The following is a 19182-nucleotide window of genomic DNA, read 5'->3' on the forward strand; positions in this document are numbered from 1 at the left end:
ACAGGAAGGAGTCGTTCCATGTTGAAGGAAACCTATCCGTATTACCTCGCCAACGAAGCCGTCTACGCGAACACCGATCTGGAGGTGACCGACAAGTTCAGCGGCAAGGTCGCCACGCGCGTCGCGCTGGCCGACGCGAAGGCGATCGATGCGGCGATCGCCGCGGCCGTCGACGCCACGAAGCCGATGCGCGAGATGCCGGCCTACAAGCGGCAGGCCGTGCTCGATCATTGCGTCGCGCGGTTTCGCGAGCGTTTCGACGAGCTGGCCGAGGCGCTGTGCATCGAGGCCGGCAAGCCGATCAACGATTCGAAGGGCGAAGTCACGCGGCTGATCGATACGTTCCGCGTCGCGTCCGAGGAATCGGTGCGCATCGACGGCGAGATCGTCAACCTCGAGATCTCCGCGCGAGCGCAGGGCTACACGGGCTACACGAAGCGCGTGCCGATCGGCCCGTGCTCGTTCATCTCGCCGTTCAACTTCCCGCTGAACCTCGCCGCGCACAAGGTCGCGCCCGCGCTCGCGGCCGGCTGTCCGTTCGTGCTGAAGCCCGCGAGCCGCACGCCGATCGGCGCGCTGATCATCGGCGAGGTGCTCGCGGAAACCGACCTGCCGAAGGGCGCATTCTCGGTGCTGCCCGCGCATCGCGACGGCGCCGACCTGTTCACGACCGACGAGCGCTTCAAGCTGCTGTCGTTCACCGGTTCGCCGGCCGTCGGCTGGGCGCTGAAGGAGAAGGCCGGCAAGAAGAAAGTCGTGCTGGAGCTCGGCGGCAACGCGGCCGCGATCGTCGATGCGGACCAGCGCGACCGGCTCGATTACGTGGTCGAGCGGCTCGCGTTCGGCGCGTACTACCAGTCGGGCCAGAGCTGCATCGGCGTGCAGCGGATCCTCGTGCATGCAGACCTTTACGACGCGCTGCGCGAGAAGCTGATCGCGAAGACGCGTTCGCTGAAAATGGGCGATCCGAAGGATCCGTCGACGTTCGTCGGCCCGATGATCTCCGAATCCGAGTCGCGCCGGCTGTCGGGCTGGATGGACGCGGCCGTCGCGGCGGGCGCGAAGATCGTCGCGGGCGGCAAGGTCGACGGCGCGATGTTCGAGGCGACGCTGCTGGAAAACGTCGGGCGCGAGCAGGACCTGTACCGGAAGGAGGCGTTCGGCCCGGTCGCGATCCTCGAGAAGTTCGACCGCTTCGACGACGCGCTCGCGCGCGTGAACGACAGCGACTTCGGGCTGCAGGCCGGCGTGTTCACCGATTCGCTCACGCACGCGCACCGCGCATGGGACGAGCTGGAAGTCGGCGGCGTCGTGATCAACGACGTGCCGTCGTTCCGCGTCGACAACATGCCGTATGGCGGCGTGAAGGATTCCGGTCTCGGCCGCGAAGGCATCCGCTATGCGATCGAGGACATGACCGAGCCGCGGCTGATGGTCGTGCGGCGCCGGTAACGCGCGGCAGGCGGCGCGGCGCGGGGCCGCGACGGCACGCGGGCGGGCGATCGGGCCGGCCCGCGTGCCGTTTTTCATGGCGGCGCACGGCGTGGCACGGCGCCGCGCGTGTACCGCGTGGCAGGCCGCCTGAAACAGGCTCGACTACGGGCCTTGCGTCGTGATGTAATCGCGCGAAACTGCCGACCGGGGTACGACGCCGGAACGCGCGAATTCATTCTTCACGAGGTCGATTCATGTCCCCCGTCTCGGCATTCAAGCTGGTTCTGTTGTCATTCCTCGCGATCGTCGCGCTCGAATGCATCGCCAAACGGCTGCGGCTGCCGCCCGCGGCCGCGCTGCTGATCGGCGGCATCGGCATCGCATTCATCCCCGGTCTGCCGCCGGTCGACCTCGATCCCGAGCTGGTGCTGCTGGTGTTCTTGCCGCCGCTGCTGATGGATGGGGCGTACTTCTCCGTGTGGGAAGAATTCAAGCGCAACGTCGGCGGCATCCTGATGCTGGCGATCGGCGCGGTCGTGTTCACGACGTTCGCGGTCGGCTTCGCCGTCCACTGGGTGGTGCCGGCGCTGCCGTGGGCCGCGTGCTTCGCGCTTGGCGCGATCGTGTCGCCGCCCGATGCGGTCGCCGCGAAGGCCGTGCTCGAACGGGTCGCGCTGCCGCGCCGGTTGATGGTGCTGCTCGAAGGCGAGAGCCTGCTGAACGACGCGGCCGGCCTCGTGCTGTTCCGCTTCGCGGTCGCGGCCGCGCTCACGGGCGCGTTCAGCCTCGAGCATGCGGTCGTGCGCTTCGCGGAACTCGGGCTCGGCGGCGTGGTGGTCGGCTTCGTGGTCGGCAAGCTCGTCGTGTGGTTCCTGAAGCTGCTCGACGACGACTATCTCGTGATCACCGTCGCGGTGATCGCCGGCTGGATCGCGTACATCGCGGGCGAAATGGTCGAGGTGTCGGGCGTGATCTCGACCGTCACGGCCGGCATGATCATCGGCTGGCATCAGCACGAGGTGTTCACGGCGGCCGTGCGCACGCGCGGCACCGCGTTCTGGCAGGTCATCGTGTTCCTGCTCGAGGCGATGGTGTTCGTGCTGATCGGGTTGTCGCTGCGCGGCGCGATCCACCGGCTCGGCGGCTTCGAGCAGGTGCTCGGCACGATGGTGCCGCCGGTGCTCGCGGTGCTGGCGGCGGTGATCCTGTCGCGCTTCGTGTGGATCTACGCGGTCGAGGCGCTGAAGTGGCCGGTGCGTGGCCTCGTGCGGCGCGGCGACGCGCCCGACTGGAAGGCCGCGACGATCATGAGCTGGGCCGGGATGCGCGGCGTGGTGACGCTGGCGATCGCGCTGTCGCTGCCCGAGGCGCTGCCCGGCCGCGACGTGATCCTCGTCGCGTCGTTCGCGGTGATCCTCGTCACCGTGCTGCTGCAGGGCACGACGATCGGGCCGCTGATCCGGCTGCTGCGCCTGCCGCAGCGCGACGAGCGCGCCGCGCACCACCTGACCGAGCCGCAGACGTGGGCGTACGTCGAGGCCGCGCAGCTCGCGGCGATCCAGCCGCTCGTGCGCGACGAGCACGGCGTCGTGATCCATCCGCGTCTGCTCGAGCAATACACGTATCGCGCCGAGCTGACCGAACGGTCGAAGAACGAGCCCGCGTATCCGGCGGAAGTGCGCATGGCGCACTACGACGTGGTGCTGGCCGCGATCCGGGCCGGGCGTGCCGAACTGTTGCGCCTGCATCGGTCGGGGCGCATCCACGACGAGATGCTGCACACGCTCGAGCGCGACCTCGATCTGCAGGAAGTGTCCGCGCAGCACGCGCGCGGGTAAGCGGGCGCACGGGCCGGCGTCCTGCCGGCCCTGACACGCGCGGGTCGGGCACCCGCCGCGCGATTTTTCTTCACCCGCCTGCCGTTTGCGGCCCTTCGCATCCGACCCCAATACATTCGCCGATACGATCCGCCACCAGTCTTGCAGCGCATGCAAACCTCATCGCGCCGGTCTCGCAAACGTTATCGTCCTTCGAATCCGGAAATGATCCGATTTATCTGATTCCGTCTCTTTCTGCATATTTGGCAAAACTAAACCGGAAGGAGATAGATGCTGTGTTCTAATTTCATTTAGAATCAGCCGGTTAAGTTTATTGAGAGAAAGAATGCGGAGGTAATGTGGGCCGCCGACGGGGAAACAAGCGGCGTCCAAAGCCCCGCAAGGCAGGGCCGACAGGCTAAATCGGCTAAATCGGCGGAATCAGGCGGTTTTTTCAACCTGCCAATATAAGATGGCGTCCAAGTCGGATAAACAACTCCTATGAAAGAATCGATTGGAGATTCGGCGTTTGAAACTGTATTTATGAAAGAATCGAGCAGTGATAATGCCTCGGATTGCCTCGAATCGGGCTTATCGGTCCTGCTGGTCGACGACCAGCCGTTCGTCGGCGAGGTGATCCGTCGCGCGCTGCGCAGCGAGCACGACATCGACCTGCACGTGTGCACCGACGCGCACCGGGCGATGGCGGTCGCGCGCGACGTGAAGCCGACGGTCATCCTGCAGGATCTCGTGATGCCGGAGATCGACGGCCTCGATCTCGTGCGCGCCTGGCGCGCGGACCCCCGCACCGCACGCGTGCCGATCATCGTGCTGTCCGCGAAGGAGGAGCCGATCGTCAAGCGCGAGGCGTTCATCGCCGGCGCGAACGACTATCTGGTGAAGCTTCCCGACGCGATGGAGCTGACCGCGCGCATCCGCTATCACTCGAATTCGTACCTGATGTCGCGGCAACGCGACGAGGCGCTCGATTTCCTGTCGCACGACATGCGTTCGCCGCAGACGTCGATCCTCGCGCTGCTGGACGTCTACCGGGCCGAGCACGGCGACATGCCGGCGATCATGGAGCGCATCGCCGGCCATGCACGGCGCGCGCTCGCGCTCGCCGACGGCTTCATCCACCTGACCCGTGCGCAGTCCGAACGGCGCGCGCACGAGGTCGTGAGTCTCAACGAGATCGTGCTCGACGCCGTCGACCAGCTGTGGGAGAAGGCGGCCGGGCTCGGCTGCCGGGTGAGCGCGTGCGTGCCCGATACCGCGTGCGTGACGATGGGCGACCGCATGATGCTGACGCGCGCGGTCGCGAACCTGATCGACAACGGGCTGAAGTATGGGCCGGCCGGGATGGACGTACATTGCACGCTGAGCGGCGAGGACGGCGCCTGGCTGATCGGCGTCGAGGATGCCGGCGCCGGCATCGCGCCGGAGCAGCGCACGGCCGCGACCGAGTCGTTCGTGCAGCTCGAATCCGCGCACGGCGCGGCGCGCAGCGGGTTCGGCCTCGGCCTCGCGTTCGTCCGCGCGACGGCGGCGCGGCATCGCGGCCAGATCCTGATGCGCAATACGGCGCGCGGCTTCATGGTCGCGCTCCGGCTGCCGGCGCAAGCGGAGCGATGATGTCGCGGCGCGGCCTGCCGGCGTCGCGCCGCCCGCGGGACCCCGATGCGCTCGTGGCGCGCCAACCGGCGCGCCAGGCGGGCGCGGATTTTTCAACGCTGAATTTAGAAAGCCCATAACGAACATGGCCACCTTGACGCCCCGCGCGACCAACGAAAGCCTGCATCCGACGATCGGCGCTGCCCGGCTGACGCTCGGCAATCGCATTCTGCTCAGCTTCGGCGTGCTGTTCGTGCTGATGCTGGCGACCGCCGGCGTGTCGTACGAGCGTCTGCGCGCGATCAACGCCGAAGCCGTCAGCATCGAGCGCGACTCGGTGCCCGGCGTCTATCTTGCGTCGTCGCTGCGCGGCGCGGTCAACGAGTCGTTCACGCTGCTGCAGCGCGGGGTCTTCGTCGACACCGAGTCCGACGCCGCGCAGCGCGATCTCGCGAAGATCGCCGACGCGCTGAAGGAAATCGAGTCGCTGTCGGTGGACTACCAGAACACGACGTTCCGCGACGACGACCGGCAGCGCTTCGCGGCGTTCCGCGGCGCCTACGATCACTACGTGCCGTTGCTGAACGAAGCGGTGCAGAACAGCCGCGCATCGCACGGCGAGGCGGTCGCCGCGTACGCGAAGACGCTGCCCGCATGGACCGAGGTCGTGCGCAACGCGAACGTGCTGGTGCAGGAGAACCGCAAGTTCGCCGAGCAGTCCGCGAGGATGATCCGCGAATCCGTGCAGGACACCGAGATCGTGCTCGCGACCGCGCTGGCGTTCATGCTGCTGTCCGCACTCGGGTTCGGCTACATGCTGTACCGCTCGGTCACCGTGCCGATGGCGCGGCTCGTCGAGGTGCACGACGTGATGCGCACCGGCAACCTGACCCATCGCCTCGATCTGCGCCGCCGCGACGAATTCGGCACGCTCGAGACCGGTTTCAACCGGATGGCCGACGAGCTGACCGAGCTGGTTTCGCGCGCGCAGCAGTCGTCGCTGCAGGTGACGACGTCGGTGGCCGAGATCGCGGCGACGTCGCGCGAGCAGCAGGCGACCGCCAACGAGACCGCGGCGACGACGACCGAGATCGGCGCGACGTCGCGCGAGATCTTCGCGACGTCGCGCGACCTGCTGCGCACGATGAACGAGGTGGCCGGCGTGGCCGAGCAGTCGGCGACGCTCGCGGGCGTGAGCCAGAGCGGGCTCACGCGGATGGGCGAGACGATGCGCAGCGTGATGGACGCGGCCGGCTCGGTGAACGCGAAGCTCGCGATCCTCAACGAGAAGGCGCTGAACATCAACCAGGTGGTCGCGACGATCACCAAGGTGGCCGACCAGACCAACCTGCTGTCGCTGAACGCGGCGATCGAGGCCGAGAAGGCCGGCGAGTACGGCCGCGGCTTCGCGGTCGTCGCGACCGAGATCCGCCGCCTGGCGGATCAGACGGCCGTCGCGACCTACGACATCGAGCAGACGGTGAAGGAGATCCAGTCGGCCGTGTCGGCGGGCGTGATGGGGATGGACAAGTTCTCCGAGGAAGTGCGCCGCGGGATGCTCGACGTGCAGCAGGTGGGCGGGCAGCTGTCGCAGATCATCGCCGAGGTGCAGACGCTCGCGCCGCGTTTCCAGATGGTCAACGAAGGGATGCAGACGCAGGCGAACGGCGCCGAGCAGATCACGCAGGCGCTGTCGCAACTGTCGGAAGCCGCGCAGCAGACGGCCGAGTCGCTGCGCCAGTCGTCGCAGGCGATCGACGACCTGACGCTCGTCGCGAACCAGTTGCGCACCAGCGTGTCGCGCTTCAAGGTCGACGCGTGACGCGCGCCGATCCGCAGCACGGCGCCCACGCGCTGTTCCTGATGTTCGAGCTCGACGGCGAGCGTTATGCGCTTGACGCGGCCGGCATCGACGAGGTGCTGCCGCTCGCCGTCATGAAGGCGGTGCCCGGCGCGCCCGACTGGATCGCCGGGCTGCTGATGCGCGGTGGCCAGCCGGTGCCGGTGATCGACGTGCCGATGCTGGCGCTCGGGCGGCGCGCGCAGGCGCTGCGCTCGACGCGGCTCGTGATGGTCCGCCATCGCTCCGGTCACGCCGATGGCGAGCGCACGATCGGCCTGATCGTCGAGCGGGCGACGCAGACGATGCGGATCGACCGCGCGGCGTTCCGCGCCAGCGGTGTATCGACCGCGCGCACGCGCTGGCTCGGGCGGGTCGCGAACACGCCCGACGGCGTCGTGCAGCAGCTGTCGGTGCCCGACCTGATCGACGACATGGCACGCCTGTATCTGTTCGACGGCCCGGCGGGCCACGGAGAGGAGTTCGCATGAACGCGTCCGAAGCGCGCTTTCGCGACTGGTTGCTGCGGGAGACCGGCATCGACACCGATTCGCTTGGCAACGATTTCCTGATGCGGGCGCTGACGGATCGCGTGCATGCGTGGCAGGCGGACGGCGAGCGCGTGCCGTCGGCCGCGCGCCCGCCCGTCACGCCGGAAGCGCTCGATGCGTACTGGCAGCAGCTCAACGCGTCGGCCGACGAACGGCGCGCGCTGATCGAGTTGTTCGTCGTCCCGGAAACGTGGTTCTTCCGCGACCGCGAAGCCTTCGCGACGCTCGCGCGGCAGGCCGCCGAACGGCTCGCCGCGATGCCCGGCCGCGTGATCCGCGTGCTGAGCGCGCCGTGCTCGACGGGCGAGGAGCCGTATTCGGCGGCGATGGCGTTGCTGGATGCGGGGCTCCCGCCGGGCAGCTTCGCGATCGACGCGATCGACCTCAGCGCGCGCGCGATCGAACAGGCCCGGCTCGGTTGTTACGGGCGCAATGCGTTCCGCGGGACGGCGACGGAGTTCCGTACGCGGTATTTCACGCCGACCCGCGATGGCTGGCTGCTCGACGAGCGCGTGCGCGCGTGCGTGCAGTTCAGTCACGCGAACCTCGTCGAACCGGCGGCCGACAACGGCATTCGCTACGACTTCGTGTTCTGCCGCAACGTGCTGATCTATTTCGACCGCGATGCGCAGGACCGCGTGATCCGCTCGCTCGACGCGCGTCTTGCCGACGACGGCATGCTGTTCGTCGGGCCGGCGGAGACGGGCGTCGCGATGCGGCACGGGATGCGCTCGGCGCGCGTGCCGCTGGCGTTCGCGTTTCGTCGCGAGCCGGCCGGCGCGGCGGCCGATGCAGGCGCGGCCCGGCCGGTTGCGCCGCTGTCCGCGGCGGCGCAGGACCGGCGCACGGAGCGCTTCACGCTCGCACCGCTCGCCGCGCCGCGCCCGGTGGTGGCCGTCGCGCCGCCGGGCTGGCTCGGCGACGTGCGCCAGTCGCTCGCGGCGGCGCAGCCCGTGCGGGCCGCCGCAGTCGACGCACGGGCCTCTCCGGCGGCGGCGACCGCCGTGGCGGCCGCACCGGCCTACGACGGCATCGCGCCGGCGATCGACGCTGCGCCGACGCTGGAGGATGCGCAGGCCCTGGCGAACGCGGGCGCGTTCGACGCGGCCGAGCGCGTGCTCGCGCAGTTCTCGGCGCGTGTCGGCCCGCATGCCGATGCGTTCTACCTGAACGGACTGATCGCCGATGCGCGCGGGCACGCCGCGGAAGCGAGCGACTTTTACCGCAAGGCGCTGTACCTGCGCCCCACGCATCACGAGGCGCTGACGCATCTCGCGACGCTGCTCGACGTCGGCGGCGATCGCGCGGGCGCGCAATGGCTGCTCGAACGCGCCCGGCGTTCGGCCGGCTGACACGACGACGGGAAATGGGACCGACACCGCGATGACCAGAGGAACCCTTGACGTCCTCCTCCGCTTAAAGGCGGAAGATTCCCACACCTGGCGATGCACGTCCGCATCGGAGAATGTTCAGCGCAGCGTTGGTATCTCGATCATGCTCGACACCACAGTCACTGCAGGTCCACTCTCTTATTCTCAGTCCCGCGATACCTTTCGGCCGCGTCGTGCTGTCTTTCGACCCGCACGACGAACAGGACTGGGTCGAACCGCTTTCGTCGACTTCATCGAACGTGACTCCGTGCGCCATCGCTTTGTAACGGAGCTTGTTTCGGAAGGACGACCAGGACGCGTCGTAGACGCTCTTCGCCATCCTGGTTCTGGCGAGTTTTGCGGCCGACACGTTGCCGACCGCGATGTAATCGAAGCGCCGCACCAGATCGAGCGCGAGCTTGTGTTGGAAATCGGCACGGGCGTTCGTCACTTTGGCGTGCAACTTCGCGATATGCCGCCTGTGTTTTCGCGCCCGTTGCGCTTTCGCGAGTTTCTCGGCCGCGCATCGACCGAACCGATCGTTAGGCAGCTTCTCGCCGGTCGAAAGTGTGGCGAAGTCTTTCAAGCCGAGATCGATGCCGACACCGGAACGGATAGGTCGGGCCAGTACATCGGGCATCTCGATCACGATGTTGAGAAACCAGTTGCCGCGTGCATCCTGCGCGAAGTTGGTTCCATCCTTGATCTTGCCTTCGGGAAGCGGTCGGCTGTTGAACACGCGGAAGGTGTTGCCGGCGAAACGAAACGCGTCGCCCTCGCGCTTCAAGTCACGCCCCTTCAGCGGCACCCAGCCCAGCGATTTCCTGCCGCGATAGCGCAGGTAGGGCCGACGGTGCTGGCTGCGCGACTTCGCGTATTGCTCGCACGCCGCGTTGATCGTGCCGGAATGAATACCAAGTTCCTTGCTACTCCCGGTCGTCAGCACGTTCAGGTCAAACCCGGTCGGCCACTTCTTGCTCCACTTGAGCGCGTGCTTCTGCGTGTCGTTGCAGAAGTTCCAGACGTAGTTCACCGCACGGCTCTGCTTGTTGAGCAGTCCGTTGAGCGACTTCACCCGGTAGCGGTAGACAAGGATCATGCCGGTGATCCTAACTCGTGGAAGAAGCTGCCTGTCAACAGCACGCCTTTCCTTCCCGCCATCAATGGCGGGGTCTCTCGGAGAAAATTCTGATGAACCGCGCCGCTGCCACTGACGACGCGACGCTCGACGTCGACGATTGCTGGAACCGGATCGGCACGCGCGGCGACCGCTCGTGCGAGCGGCTGAACGACTGCCTGCGCTGCCTGAACTGCCCGGTCTACGCGTCGCACGCGGCGAAGCTGCTCGAGCGTCCGCTCGACGTGGCCGAGATGGCGGACGTCACGCGCCGGATGAGCGCGTTCGGCACGGCGCGTGCGGGCGACGACGACGGCGATACGCACCATGCGGCGCTTGCGTTTCGGGTGGCCGACGAATGGCTCGCGCTGCCGATCGGCGTGCTGCGCGAGATCGCCGGCACGCGCCCGATCCATTCGCTGCCGTATCGCCGCCATTCGGCCGTGCGCGGCGTGGTCAACATCCGCGGCACGCTGCGCATCGCGATCTCGATCGGCGCGCTGCTCGGCCTCGATGCCGGCAACGCCCGCCGCGGTAGCGACGACGGCCGTTTCACGCGGCTGCTGGTGGCCGCGCACCAGGGCGAGCCGGTGGTGTTTCCGGTCGACGAAGTCGAGGGCGTGCTGCGCTTCGGCACGTCCGATTGGGTGCCGGTGCCCGCGACGGTCGGGCGCGCGAGCGCCGGCCTGTCGCGCGGCGTGCTGTCGTGGCGCGGCAAGTCGGTGGGCCTGCTCGACGACGATCGTCTGTTCGACGCCGTGACACGGAGCATGCGATGAGCGGCGATGACGACCTGAGCCACTTGTCGCTGCTCGAGCTGTATCGCGAGGAGACGCGCACGCAGACCCAGGCGCTGTCGGAGCGGCTGCTCGCGCTCGAATCGGGCGAGCCCGATTCCGTCGCGCTCGAAGCGTGCATGCGCGCCGCGCATTCGCTGAAGGGCGCCGCGCGGATCGTCGGCGTGCCGCTCGGCGTCGAGATCGCCGGGCGGATGGAGGAGTGCTTCGTCGCCGCGCAGGCCGGCACGATCGCGCTGACGGCCACGCACGTCGACGTGCTGCTGGCCGGCGTCGATTTGCTGGTGCGCGTCGGCGATCCGCAGGGGCAGCCCGTGTCGCAGGCCGAGATCGACGTGTTCGCGGCGGCGCTCACGGGCGCCGACGGTGCGCAGACGATGCAGGCGCCGGCCGCGGTGCCGCCGCCGGTGCCGCCGTCGTTCGTGCCGTATCGCGATCATGACGGCGCCGCGAACGAGCCGGTCGGCGCGGGTGCCGCGGTGCCGCCGCTCGCCGTGTCGGGCGCGGTGCCCGATCCGGTCCAGGCCGGCCGCGTGGCGGGCGCCGGCGCGATGCGCCGCGTGCGCGCCGATACGCTGAACCGGCTGCTGAGCCTGTCCGGCGAATCGCTGGTCGAATCGCGCTGGCTCAAGCCGTTCGCCGAATCGATGCTGCGCGTGAAGCGCGCGCAGCGCGACGCGGCCCGTTCGCTCGACCTGATGGTCGAGCAGTTCGCCGACGATCTCGACGCCGGCATGCTCGCGTCGATGAACGAAGTGCGGCACATGCTCAACGACCTGCAGCGCTCGCTCGCCGAACGCATGGACGAATTCGACCGCTTCGAGCGGCGCAGCACGCATATCGCCGAGCAGTTGTACGACGAGGCGCTGCAGTGCCGGATGCGGCCGTTCGGCGACGCGACGCGCGCGTATCCGCGCATCGTTCGCGATCTCGCGCGCTCGCTCGGCAAGCAGGTGCGTTTCTCGATCGTCGGCGAAGGCACGCAGGTCGATCGCGACATCCTAGACCTGCTCGACGCGCCGCTCGGCCACCTGCTGCGCAACGCGATCGACCACGGCGTCGATTCGCCCGACGCGCGGCGGGCGCGCGGCAAGCCGGCCGAGGCGAGCGTCACGCTCGAGGCGCGCCACAGCGCCGGCTCGCTGCTCGTCAGCGTGATCGACGACGGGCCGGGCGTCGACATGGACGCGCTGCGCGCGGCCGTCGTGCGCCAGCGCCTGACCGACGACGAGACGGCCGCGCGGCTGTCCGACCCCGAATTGCTCGAATTCCTGCTGCTGCCCGGCTTCTCGATGCGCGATGCGGTGACCGACGTATCGGGGCGCGGCGTCGGCCTCGATGCGGTGCAGGAGATGGTGCGCGGCGTGCGCGGCGCGGTGCGGATCTTCAACGAGCCGGGCGCCGGCATGCGCTTCGTGCTGCAGTTGCCGCTCACGCTGTCGGTGATCCGCAGCCTGCTCGTCGAGGTCGGCGGCGAGCCGTATGCGTTCCCGCTCGCGCATGTGCGCCGCACGCTCGAACTCTCGCACGACGACATCGACGTGCTCGAAGGGCAGCCGCATTTTCCGTTCGACGGCCGGCGCGCGGGCCTCGTCGCCGCGCACCAGTTGCTCGACGCGGGCGAACCCGACGTGGCCCGCGCCAGTACGGCGGTCGTGGTCGTCGGCGCCGAACCCGAGCTGTACGGCGTCGCGGTCGACCGCTTCCTCGGCGAACGGATGCTCGTCGTGCAGCCGCTCGACAGCCGCCTGCACAAGATCCAGAACATCGCGGCCGGCGCGTTGCTCGAGAACGGCGACCCGGTGCTGATCGTCGACGTCGAGGACCTGATCCGCTCGGTCGACAAGCTCGTGCGCGGCGGCCAGCTCGCGCGGGTCACGCGCGATCCGCAGCTTGCGCTGGCCGACCGGCGCCGCCGCGTGCTCGTCGTCGACGATTCGCTGACGGTGCGCGAGCTCGAACGCAAGCTGCTGGAAAAGCGCGGCTACGACGTGACGGTCGCGGTCGACGGGATGGAAGGGTGGAACGCGGTGCGCAGCGATGCGTTCGATCTCGTCGTGACCGACGTCGACATGCCGCGCATGGACGGAATCGAACTCGTCACGCTGATCAAGAGCGACCCGATGCTCAAGCGCGTGCCGGTGATGATCGTGTCGTACAAGGATCGCGACGAGGATCGCCGCCGCGGGCTCGACGCCGGCGCCGACTACTACCTCGCGAAGAGCAGCTTCCACGACGAAGCGCTGCTCGATGCCGTGCACGACCTGATCGGGGACGCACGGGGATGAACATCGGCATCGTCAACGACCTGCCGCTGGCCGTGGAGGCGCTGCGCCGCGTGATCGCGCTGCGCGCGGACCATCGCGTGCTGTGGGTGGCGACCGATGGCGACGAGGCGGTGGATTTCTGCGTCGCGCAGCCGCCCGACGTCGTGCTGATGGATCTCGTGATGCCGAAGGTCGACGGCGTCGCCGCGACGCGCCGGATCATGGCGCGCGCGCCGTGCGCGATCCTGATCGTGACCGCGAGCGTCAGCGCGAACACATCGTCGGTGTACGAGGCGATGGGCGCCGGCGCGCTCGATGCGGTCGATACGCCGACGCTCGCGCTCGGGCTGTCGACCAACGCGTCGCCGCAGGCGCTGCTCGCGAAGATCGACCAGATCGGCCGGCTGCTCGAAAGCCGCACCGCGGCGCTCGTGCCGCCGGGGCCCGCGCCCGCGCGCGGACAGCCGACGCTCGTCGCGATCGGTGCGTCGGCGGGTGGGCCGACCGCGCTCACCGCGCTGCTGCGCGCGCTGCCGGCCGACTTCCCGGCCGCGATCGTGATCGTCCAGCACGTCGACCAGGCCTTCGCGTACGGGATGGCCGAATGGCTCGACGGCTATACGCGGCTGCCGGTGCGCGTCGCGCGGCAGGGCACTGTGCCGGAAGCCGGCACGGTGCTGCTCGCGGCGACCAACGACCATCTGATGCTGTCGCCGCGCGGCGTGCTCGGCTATACGCGGCATCCGGTCGAAACGCCGTACCGGCCGTCGATCGACGTGTTCTTCAACAGCGTCGCGGACGGCTGGCAGGGCGACGCGCTCGGCGTGCTGCTGACGGGCATGGGGCGCGACGGCGCGCTCGGCCTGAAGGCGATGCGGGCGAAGGGCTGCTACACGATCGCGCAGGATGAAGCGACCAGCGCCGTGTACGGGATGCCGAAGGCGGCCGCGGCGGTCGGCGCGGCGGCGGCGATCCTGCCGCTCGAGCAGATCGCGCCGCAGTTGATCGCGCGGATCGCGCTCGCGCCGCGCGACTGACCGCGCCTCGGGCAGGGGCCGGCGCTGCGTGGCGTGCCGGCGCCGCATTGCGTGCGTGGCGCGGCGTCGCGTACAATTGCGGCCTGCGGAGATGGCATGCCTCCCTGCGGTCGTTCCCGGCGCGTCGCGCGCGGGTGCGGCCCTCAACCGCCGGTTTGCCCGGCTGATGATGCCTGCGTGTTCCTGGGTCGTCAGGAGGTCGCAGGCCGTCCATCCGGTATTCTGCCGCCCAGGTTTTGATGTTCCGTCGAATCTGGAAATCATGTTTTTCACCACTTCTGCCGATCTTTTCGCAACCGTGCGCTACGTGTGCCGCTGGCTCGCGCTTTCCGCGCTGCTCGGCGTGCTCGCCGGCACGGCTTCCGCGCTGTTCCTGATCGCGCTCGACTGGGCGACCGGTACGCGCGTCGCGCATCCGTGGCTGCTGTGGGGGCTGCCGGCCGCCGGTTTCGCAACCGGCTGGATCTACCATCGCTTCGGCCAGTCGGTCGCGCGCGGCAACAACCTGCTGATCGACGAGATTCACGACCCGAAGGCGCTCGTGCCGAAGCGGATGGCGCCGCTCGTGCTCGTCGCCACCGTCGTCACGCACCTGTTCGGCGGATCGGCCGGCCGCGAGGGCACGGCCGTGCAGATGGGCGGCGCGCTCGCCGATCGCGTCACGCACGTGCTCCGTCTCGATCGCGAGCATCGCCGCGTGTTGCTGATGGGCGGCATCGCGGCTGGTTTCTCGTCGGTGTTCGGCACGCCGCTCGCGGGCGCCGTGTTCGGGCTCGAGGTGCTCGCGATCGGGCGCCTGCGCTACGACGCGCTGCTGACCTGCGTCGCGTCGGCGATCGTCGCGGACGTCGTGTGCCGCGCGTGGGGCGTCCATCACACGGCCTATGCGATTCCGTTCGTGCCGGCCGTATCGGCGACCGGGCTGGCCGTGACGGTCGTCGCGGGCATCGCGTTCGGCGTGGTCGGGCGGCTGTTCGCGTTCGCGACGCATGCGCTGACCGCGTGGTTTCGCCGCGTGATCCGCCATGCGCCGCTGCAGCCGGTGCTCGGTGGCCTGCTGGTTGCGGTGGCCGCGACCGTGCTGAACGTGCCGCAGTATCTCGGCCTCGGCATCCCGACGATCGAAGCGGCGTTTCACGGCCCGCTGCCGCCTTACGATTTCGCGGGCAAGTTCGCGTTCACCGTCGTCACGCTCGCGTCCGGGTTCAAGGGCGGCGAGGTGACGCCGCTGTTCTACATCGGCGCGACGCTCGGCAACGCGCTCGGCCAGGTGCTGGCGCTGCCGGTGCCCGTGCTCGCGGGGCTCGGCTTCGTCGCGGTGTTCGCGGGCGCGGCGAACACGCCGATCGCGTCGACGATCATGGCGATCGAACTGTTCGGCGCGGATATCGGCGTGTATGCGATCGTCGCCTGTGTCGTCGCGTATCTGTTTTCCGGGCACGCGGGGATTTATCGCGCGCAACGCGTGGCGGTGGGGAAGGGCGCGCGGGTGGAGGCGGAGTGAAGCGGGGGCGCGGTCGATGTGGTTCGATCGCGGCGGCGCGACGCGATACCCGGGATGCAAGCAACGACCGACGGAGACCCGATGACGCTGGACGACTTTCTGAACGAAGCGAAGCAGCTTGCGCGGCCGTGCCGTCAGTACCGCTTCGCGGACGACGGTGAACCCGTCGCCGGGTACTGGCACGGGATCGGTGACGGCGTGTTGTGCATGTCCGTCGAGCACGACGGCAACTGGTTGAACGTGTATCTCGACGAAAGCGGCACGTCGGGCCACGTGGAGACCTCCACGCAACCTGTGCGCTCCGCCCACCCGCTGTGTCGATCCGACGCGATGTCGCTGCCGCCGGTCGACGCGGTGTTCCGCTTCGGTTCCGCCGCGATCGGCGCGTACCTCGACGCACACGGCTGGCAGCGCGACTGGGGATTCAACGGCAACTTCAAGGGCGCGGCCGCGCACGACTACGAGCGCGCATGGATGGCGCAATGCCCACTCTACACAGGCGACGTGGTGGCCGTCGTGGGCGGCTGGAGCATGCCATGGCCCGACGACGACTGGCATGAACTGATCGATCTCGAACTCGTCCTGTGGACGTTCGAGGAATCGGAGCCGTGGGTCGAGGTGTTCTTCGACGGAAGCCGGTACTCGGTGATCCAGCGGATCACCTAGCACGCGGGCATCGCGCTTACTGCTTCGGCAGCCGCGCGACATTGCGCGCGAGCAGTTCCTCGATATCGATACCTTTTTCCGCGAGCAGCGCGGTGACGACGCCGTTCAATTCGCCGAGCGTTTCCTTGACCGACTCGCGAATCGTATCCACGACGACCTGCGTGCTGCGCTCGATCTCGATGTTGACCTTATCGCTCACGCCCTTCGCATCGAACGTGGTCGCGCGGCGCGTTTCCGGAATCAGCCAGACGTCGAACCAGCCTTCGTCGCGATTGACGTCCGACACGGTGAGGCTGCAGCCGTTGATCGCGATGTAGCCTTTCGCGAACACATAGCGCTTGAATTCGGCCGGCACGCCGATGCGGATCATCCGGTTGTGCTCGGACGACGCAATGTGCGCGATGGTCCCCGTGAAATCGACATGACCGGACAGCGGATGCCCGCCGATTTCCGCGCCGTCCTTCGCGGCCCGCTCGACGTTGACGCGCGCGCCGGTCGTTAGATCGGCCAGCGTGGTGATTCGCAGGCTCGGCAGCATCACGTCGAAGTCGATCAGCACCGGCGAATGGATGGTCGTCACGGTCAGGCACACGCCATCGACCGACACGCTCGCGCCGATCTCGATATCGTCGGTGAACCGTTCGGGGAACGCGATGCTGAACGTTCTCAGCTCGCCGTGATCCTTGATGGCGTCGATGGTGCCAACGCCCTGAACAATGCCTGTGAACATGATCGATCCCTCGTCGCAAATTTCCTGGCCGACATGATAAGTGATCCCGCTGCCGGACACGCCGCGGCATGCGGGTGCGCACCGGCGCGCACCGGCCACGGATACAAAAAAGGCCGTGCGCGTGGCACGGCCTCGACCCAAATTAGCGGGTTCCGCTGGTTGGCCGACGCGACCCGGCGGCGATGACCGCGCCGCCGGGCCACATCGTGATGCGCTTGCATCAAACCCTCGCCGGCTCTCCCAGCGCGCCGGCATCGCGATCCGCCATGGGTCGCGGCGAATCGGCGAGCCCCTTCGCGAGCTCCAGCGCCTGCCGCTCGAACAGCCGGCGATAGATGCCGCCGTCGATGCGGATCAGCGCGTCGTGATTGCCTTCCTCGATCACCTTGCCGCGATCGAGCACCAGCAGCCGGTCGAGCGCGCGCACGGTCGACAGCCGGTGCGCGACGACGAGCGTCGTGCGGCCGACCATCAGCCGCTCCATCGCCTGCTGGATCAGCAGCTCGCTTTCGCTGTCGAGGCTCGACGTCGCTTCGTCGAGGATCAGGATCGGCGCATCGGCGAGGAACGCGCGGGCGATCGCGACGCGCTGGCGCTCGCCGCCCGACAGCTTGATCCCGCGTTCGCCGACGAGCGTGTCATAGCCGTCCGGCAGCGCGGCGATGAAGTCGTGCGCGCTCGCCAGACGCGCGGCGCGCTCGATGTCGGCGCGGCTCGCATCGGGGCGCGCATACGCGATGTTCTCCGCGAGCGTGCGATGGAACAGCACGGGCTCCTGCTGGACGATCGCGATCTGGCTGCGCAGCGAATCCTGCCGCACTTGCGCGATGTCCTGGCCGTCGATCGTGATGCGGCCGCCCGACACGTCGTACAGGCGCTGGATCAGCTTGATGAACGTCGTCTTGCCCGAGCCGGAATGGCCGACGAGGCCCACGCGCTCGCCGGGCGCGATCCGCATCGAGAAATCGTCGTACAGCGGCACCGGATGGTTGCCGTAGCGGAACGTCACGTGTTCGAAGCGGATCTCGCCTTGCCCGATCCGGATCGCCGGCGCGCCGGGGCGATCATCGATGCCGAGCGGCTGACGTTCGAGCGCGACGAGTTCTTCCATGTCGTTCACCGAGCGCTGCAGGTTGCGGATGTGCATGCCGACGTCGCGCAGGTAACCCTGCAGCATGAAGAACATCGTCAGCGCGAACGCGATGTCGCCGACGCTCGCCTCGTCGTTCATCCACAGCCGCAGCGCGACGCCGATCATCGCGGCCTGCATCGCGACGAGCATCGCACCCTGCAGCCCGCCGTTGAACGTGCCGCGCACCCACGTGCGGCGCGTGCGCTGCCGCCACTTGCCGATCACGCGTGCGAGCCGCGCTTCCTCGCGCGTTTCCGCGCCGAACGCCTTGACGACCGCGTTGCAGCTCACGGCGTCGGCGAGCGCGCCGCCCATGCGCGTATCCCACAGGTTGCCGAGGCGGGCGGCCGGCGCCACGATGCCGAGCGACACCGCGACCGTCACCGCGATGTACAGCAGCGAACCCGCGCCGACGACGAGCCCCATCACCGGCCAGTGCGTGCCGAGCAGCACGGTCGCGCCGACCAGCATCGCGACCGACGGCAGCAGCGCGATCAGCACGGTGTCGTTGAGCAGGTCGAGCGCCCAGATTCCGCGCGTGATCTTGCGCACGGTCGAACCCGCGAAGCTGTTCGCGTGCCAGTCGGTCGAGAAGCGCTGCACGCGGTGGAACGACGCGGCGGCGATCTCGCTCATCATCTTCAGCGTGAGCGTGATGATGTTCAGGTAGACGCCCTGGCGCAGCACCGTCGCGCCGATGCCGAGCGCGGCGAGCGTGCCGAACGCGACGAGGGCCGAATGCCACGCGGCGGCGCGGTCGGTCAGGCCGGTCGACAGCGCGTCGACGAGGCGGCCGGCGAACAGCGGCGTGAGGACGTCTGCGAGCGCGGCGAGCAGCGCGAGGCTCGCGACCGTGGCGATGCGCGCCGGCTGCTGGCGCCAGTAACGGATGGTGAAGCCGAAGACGGCCTGGAATGCGTGGCCGCCCAGATGGGAGGTTTTTCTGGTCATGTATCGTTGCCCGGCGCATCGCGCGACGGGACTTTCCGGTTCGGAGAACGTCGAAAACGCAACAGCCGGGCCGCGCGACACACGCGGGGCGGAACGAAACGGGCTGTCGGGAAGAGCGCGGCTGACGGGTTAGCGGAAAACTCGGGAGCCGGCGCGGACGGCGGGCTGGATCAGCTGCGCCGTGGGACCACGTTCGGGAAGGTTGCTGGCATTCGGAACATCTGCACCTCCCTGAAGTGAACGGTTGAATGAAAGGACGCCGAAAAGACGTGCAGCGATTCTATCAGGACAGTCGCGGGCGCCGCAATGTCTGACGAATGCGGCGTTGCTGCGTCGATACGGTTAGTATTCAGGG

14 protein-coding genes and 1 riboswitch are annotated in these 19182 nt (G+C 68.5%); of the genes, 11 read left to right on the plus strand and 3 right to left on the minus strand.

Features of this window, described 5'->3' with window-relative positions:
* Nucleotides 1-18: 18 nt before the first annotated feature.
* The 6 genes from QZM72_RS14985 to QZM72_RS15010 all read left to right on the plus strand — a co-directional run bounded on the left by QZM72_RS14985 (nt 19) and on the right by QZM72_RS15010 (nt 8608).
* Complete coding sequence (locus tag QZM72_RS14985; RefSeq protein ID WP_175883690.1) at nt 19-1452, plus strand: aldehyde dehydrogenase family protein; 1434 nt, start codon at nt 19-21, stop codon at nt 1450-1452.
* Between the two features lie 236 nt (nt 1453-1688).
* Entirely contained in the window at nt 1689-3272 is a 1584-nt protein-coding gene (locus tag QZM72_RS14990; RefSeq protein ID WP_089469242.1) for a Na+/H+ antiporter, read from the plus strand.
* A 480-nt stretch (nt 3273-3752) separates the two neighbouring features.
* The gene (locus QZM72_RS14995) at nt 3753-4886 is read left to right on the plus strand and encodes a hybrid sensor histidine kinase/response regulator (protein WP_089469243.1); all 1134 of its coding nucleotides are present in this window, start codon (nt 3753-3755) and stop codon (nt 4884-4886) included.
* Between the two features lie 124 nt (nt 4887-5010).
* Nucleotides 5011-6687 carry a methyl-accepting chemotaxis protein gene (locus QZM72_RS15000; protein ID WP_089469244.1) on the plus strand — a complete coding sequence of 559 codons (1677 nt, stop codon included), beginning with the start codon at nt 5011-5013 and terminating at the stop codon, nt 6685-6687.
* A complete protein-coding gene (locus QZM72_RS15005) occupies nt 6684-7196 on the plus strand; it encodes a chemotaxis protein CheW (protein ID WP_089469245.1) in 513 nt (170 codons plus the stop codon). The genes QZM72_RS15000 and QZM72_RS15005 overlap by 4 nt, the downstream gene beginning before the upstream one ends.
* Nucleotides 7193-8608: a protein-glutamate O-methyltransferase CheR gene (locus QZM72_RS15010; protein WP_089469246.1), complete on the plus strand. Its 1416-nt coding sequence runs from the start codon at nt 7193-7195 to the stop codon at nt 8606-8608. The genes QZM72_RS15005 and QZM72_RS15010 overlap by 4 nt, the downstream gene beginning before the upstream one ends.
* Before the next feature lie 64 nt (nt 8609-8672).
* On the opposite strand, the gene QZM72_RS15015 is transcribed toward QZM72_RS15010, so the two are convergent.
* Entirely contained in the window at nt 8673-9725 is a 1053-nt protein-coding gene (locus tag QZM72_RS15015) for an RNA-guided endonuclease TnpB family protein (RefSeq protein WP_089469247.1), read from the minus strand.
* Between the two features lie 92 nt (nt 9726-9817).
* Here QZM72_RS15015 and QZM72_RS15020 point away from each other — a divergent pair, with 92 nt between their 5' ends.
* The 5 genes from QZM72_RS15020 (at nt 9818) to QZM72_RS15040 (ending at nt 16014) form a co-directional block, all read left to right on the plus strand.
* Complete coding sequence (locus QZM72_RS15020) at nt 9818-10522, plus strand: chemotaxis protein CheW (protein WP_301738529.1); 705 nt, start codon at nt 9818-9820, stop codon at nt 10520-10522.
* Entirely contained in the window at nt 10519-12828 is a 2310-nt protein-coding gene (locus QZM72_RS15025; protein WP_301738530.1) for a hybrid sensor histidine kinase/response regulator, read from the plus strand. Before QZM72_RS15020 ends, QZM72_RS15025 begins: the two co-directional genes overlap by 4 nt.
* Entirely contained in the window at nt 12825-13844 is a 1020-nt protein-coding gene (locus QZM72_RS15030; protein WP_089469250.1) for a chemotaxis response regulator protein-glutamate methylesterase, read from the plus strand. The genes QZM72_RS15025 and QZM72_RS15030 overlap by 4 nt, the downstream gene beginning before the upstream one ends.
* Before the next feature lie 78 nt (nt 13845-13922).
* Nucleotides 13923-14027, plus strand: a riboswitch (Fluoride riboswitch).
* Nucleotides 14028-14106: 79 nt separating this feature from the next.
* Entirely contained in the window at nt 14107-15348 is a 1242-nt protein-coding gene (locus QZM72_RS15035; protein WP_301738531.1) for a voltage-gated chloride channel family protein, read from the plus strand.
* Between the two features lie 81 nt (nt 15349-15429).
* Nucleotides 15430-16014, plus strand: a complete 585-nt coding sequence (locus QZM72_RS15040; RefSeq protein ID WP_089469443.1) for a hypothetical protein — start codon at nt 15430-15432, stop codon at nt 16012-16014.
* A 16-nt stretch (nt 16015-16030) separates the two neighbouring features.
* On the opposite strand, the gene QZM72_RS15045 is transcribed toward QZM72_RS15040, so the two are convergent.
* Together QZM72_RS15045 and QZM72_RS15050 are read right to left on the minus strand one after the other, a co-directional pair.
* Nucleotides 16031-16744, minus strand: a complete 714-nt coding sequence (locus QZM72_RS15045; protein WP_301738532.1) for a riboflavin synthase subunit alpha — start codon at nt 16742-16744, stop codon at nt 16031-16033.
* A gap of 220 nt (nt 16745-16964) precedes the next feature.
* The gene (locus tag QZM72_RS15050) at nt 16965-18827 is read right to left on the minus strand and encodes an ABC transporter ATP-binding protein (protein WP_089469253.1); all 1863 of its coding nucleotides are present in this window, start codon (nt 18825-18827) and stop codon (nt 16965-16967) included.
* Nucleotides 18828-19182 lie beyond the last annotated feature (355 nt).

The organism is Burkholderia sp. AU45388 (assembly GCF_030481585.1).
Taxonomy (GTDB): Bacteria; Pseudomonadota; Gammaproteobacteria; order Burkholderiales; family Burkholderiaceae; genus Burkholderia; species Burkholderia sola.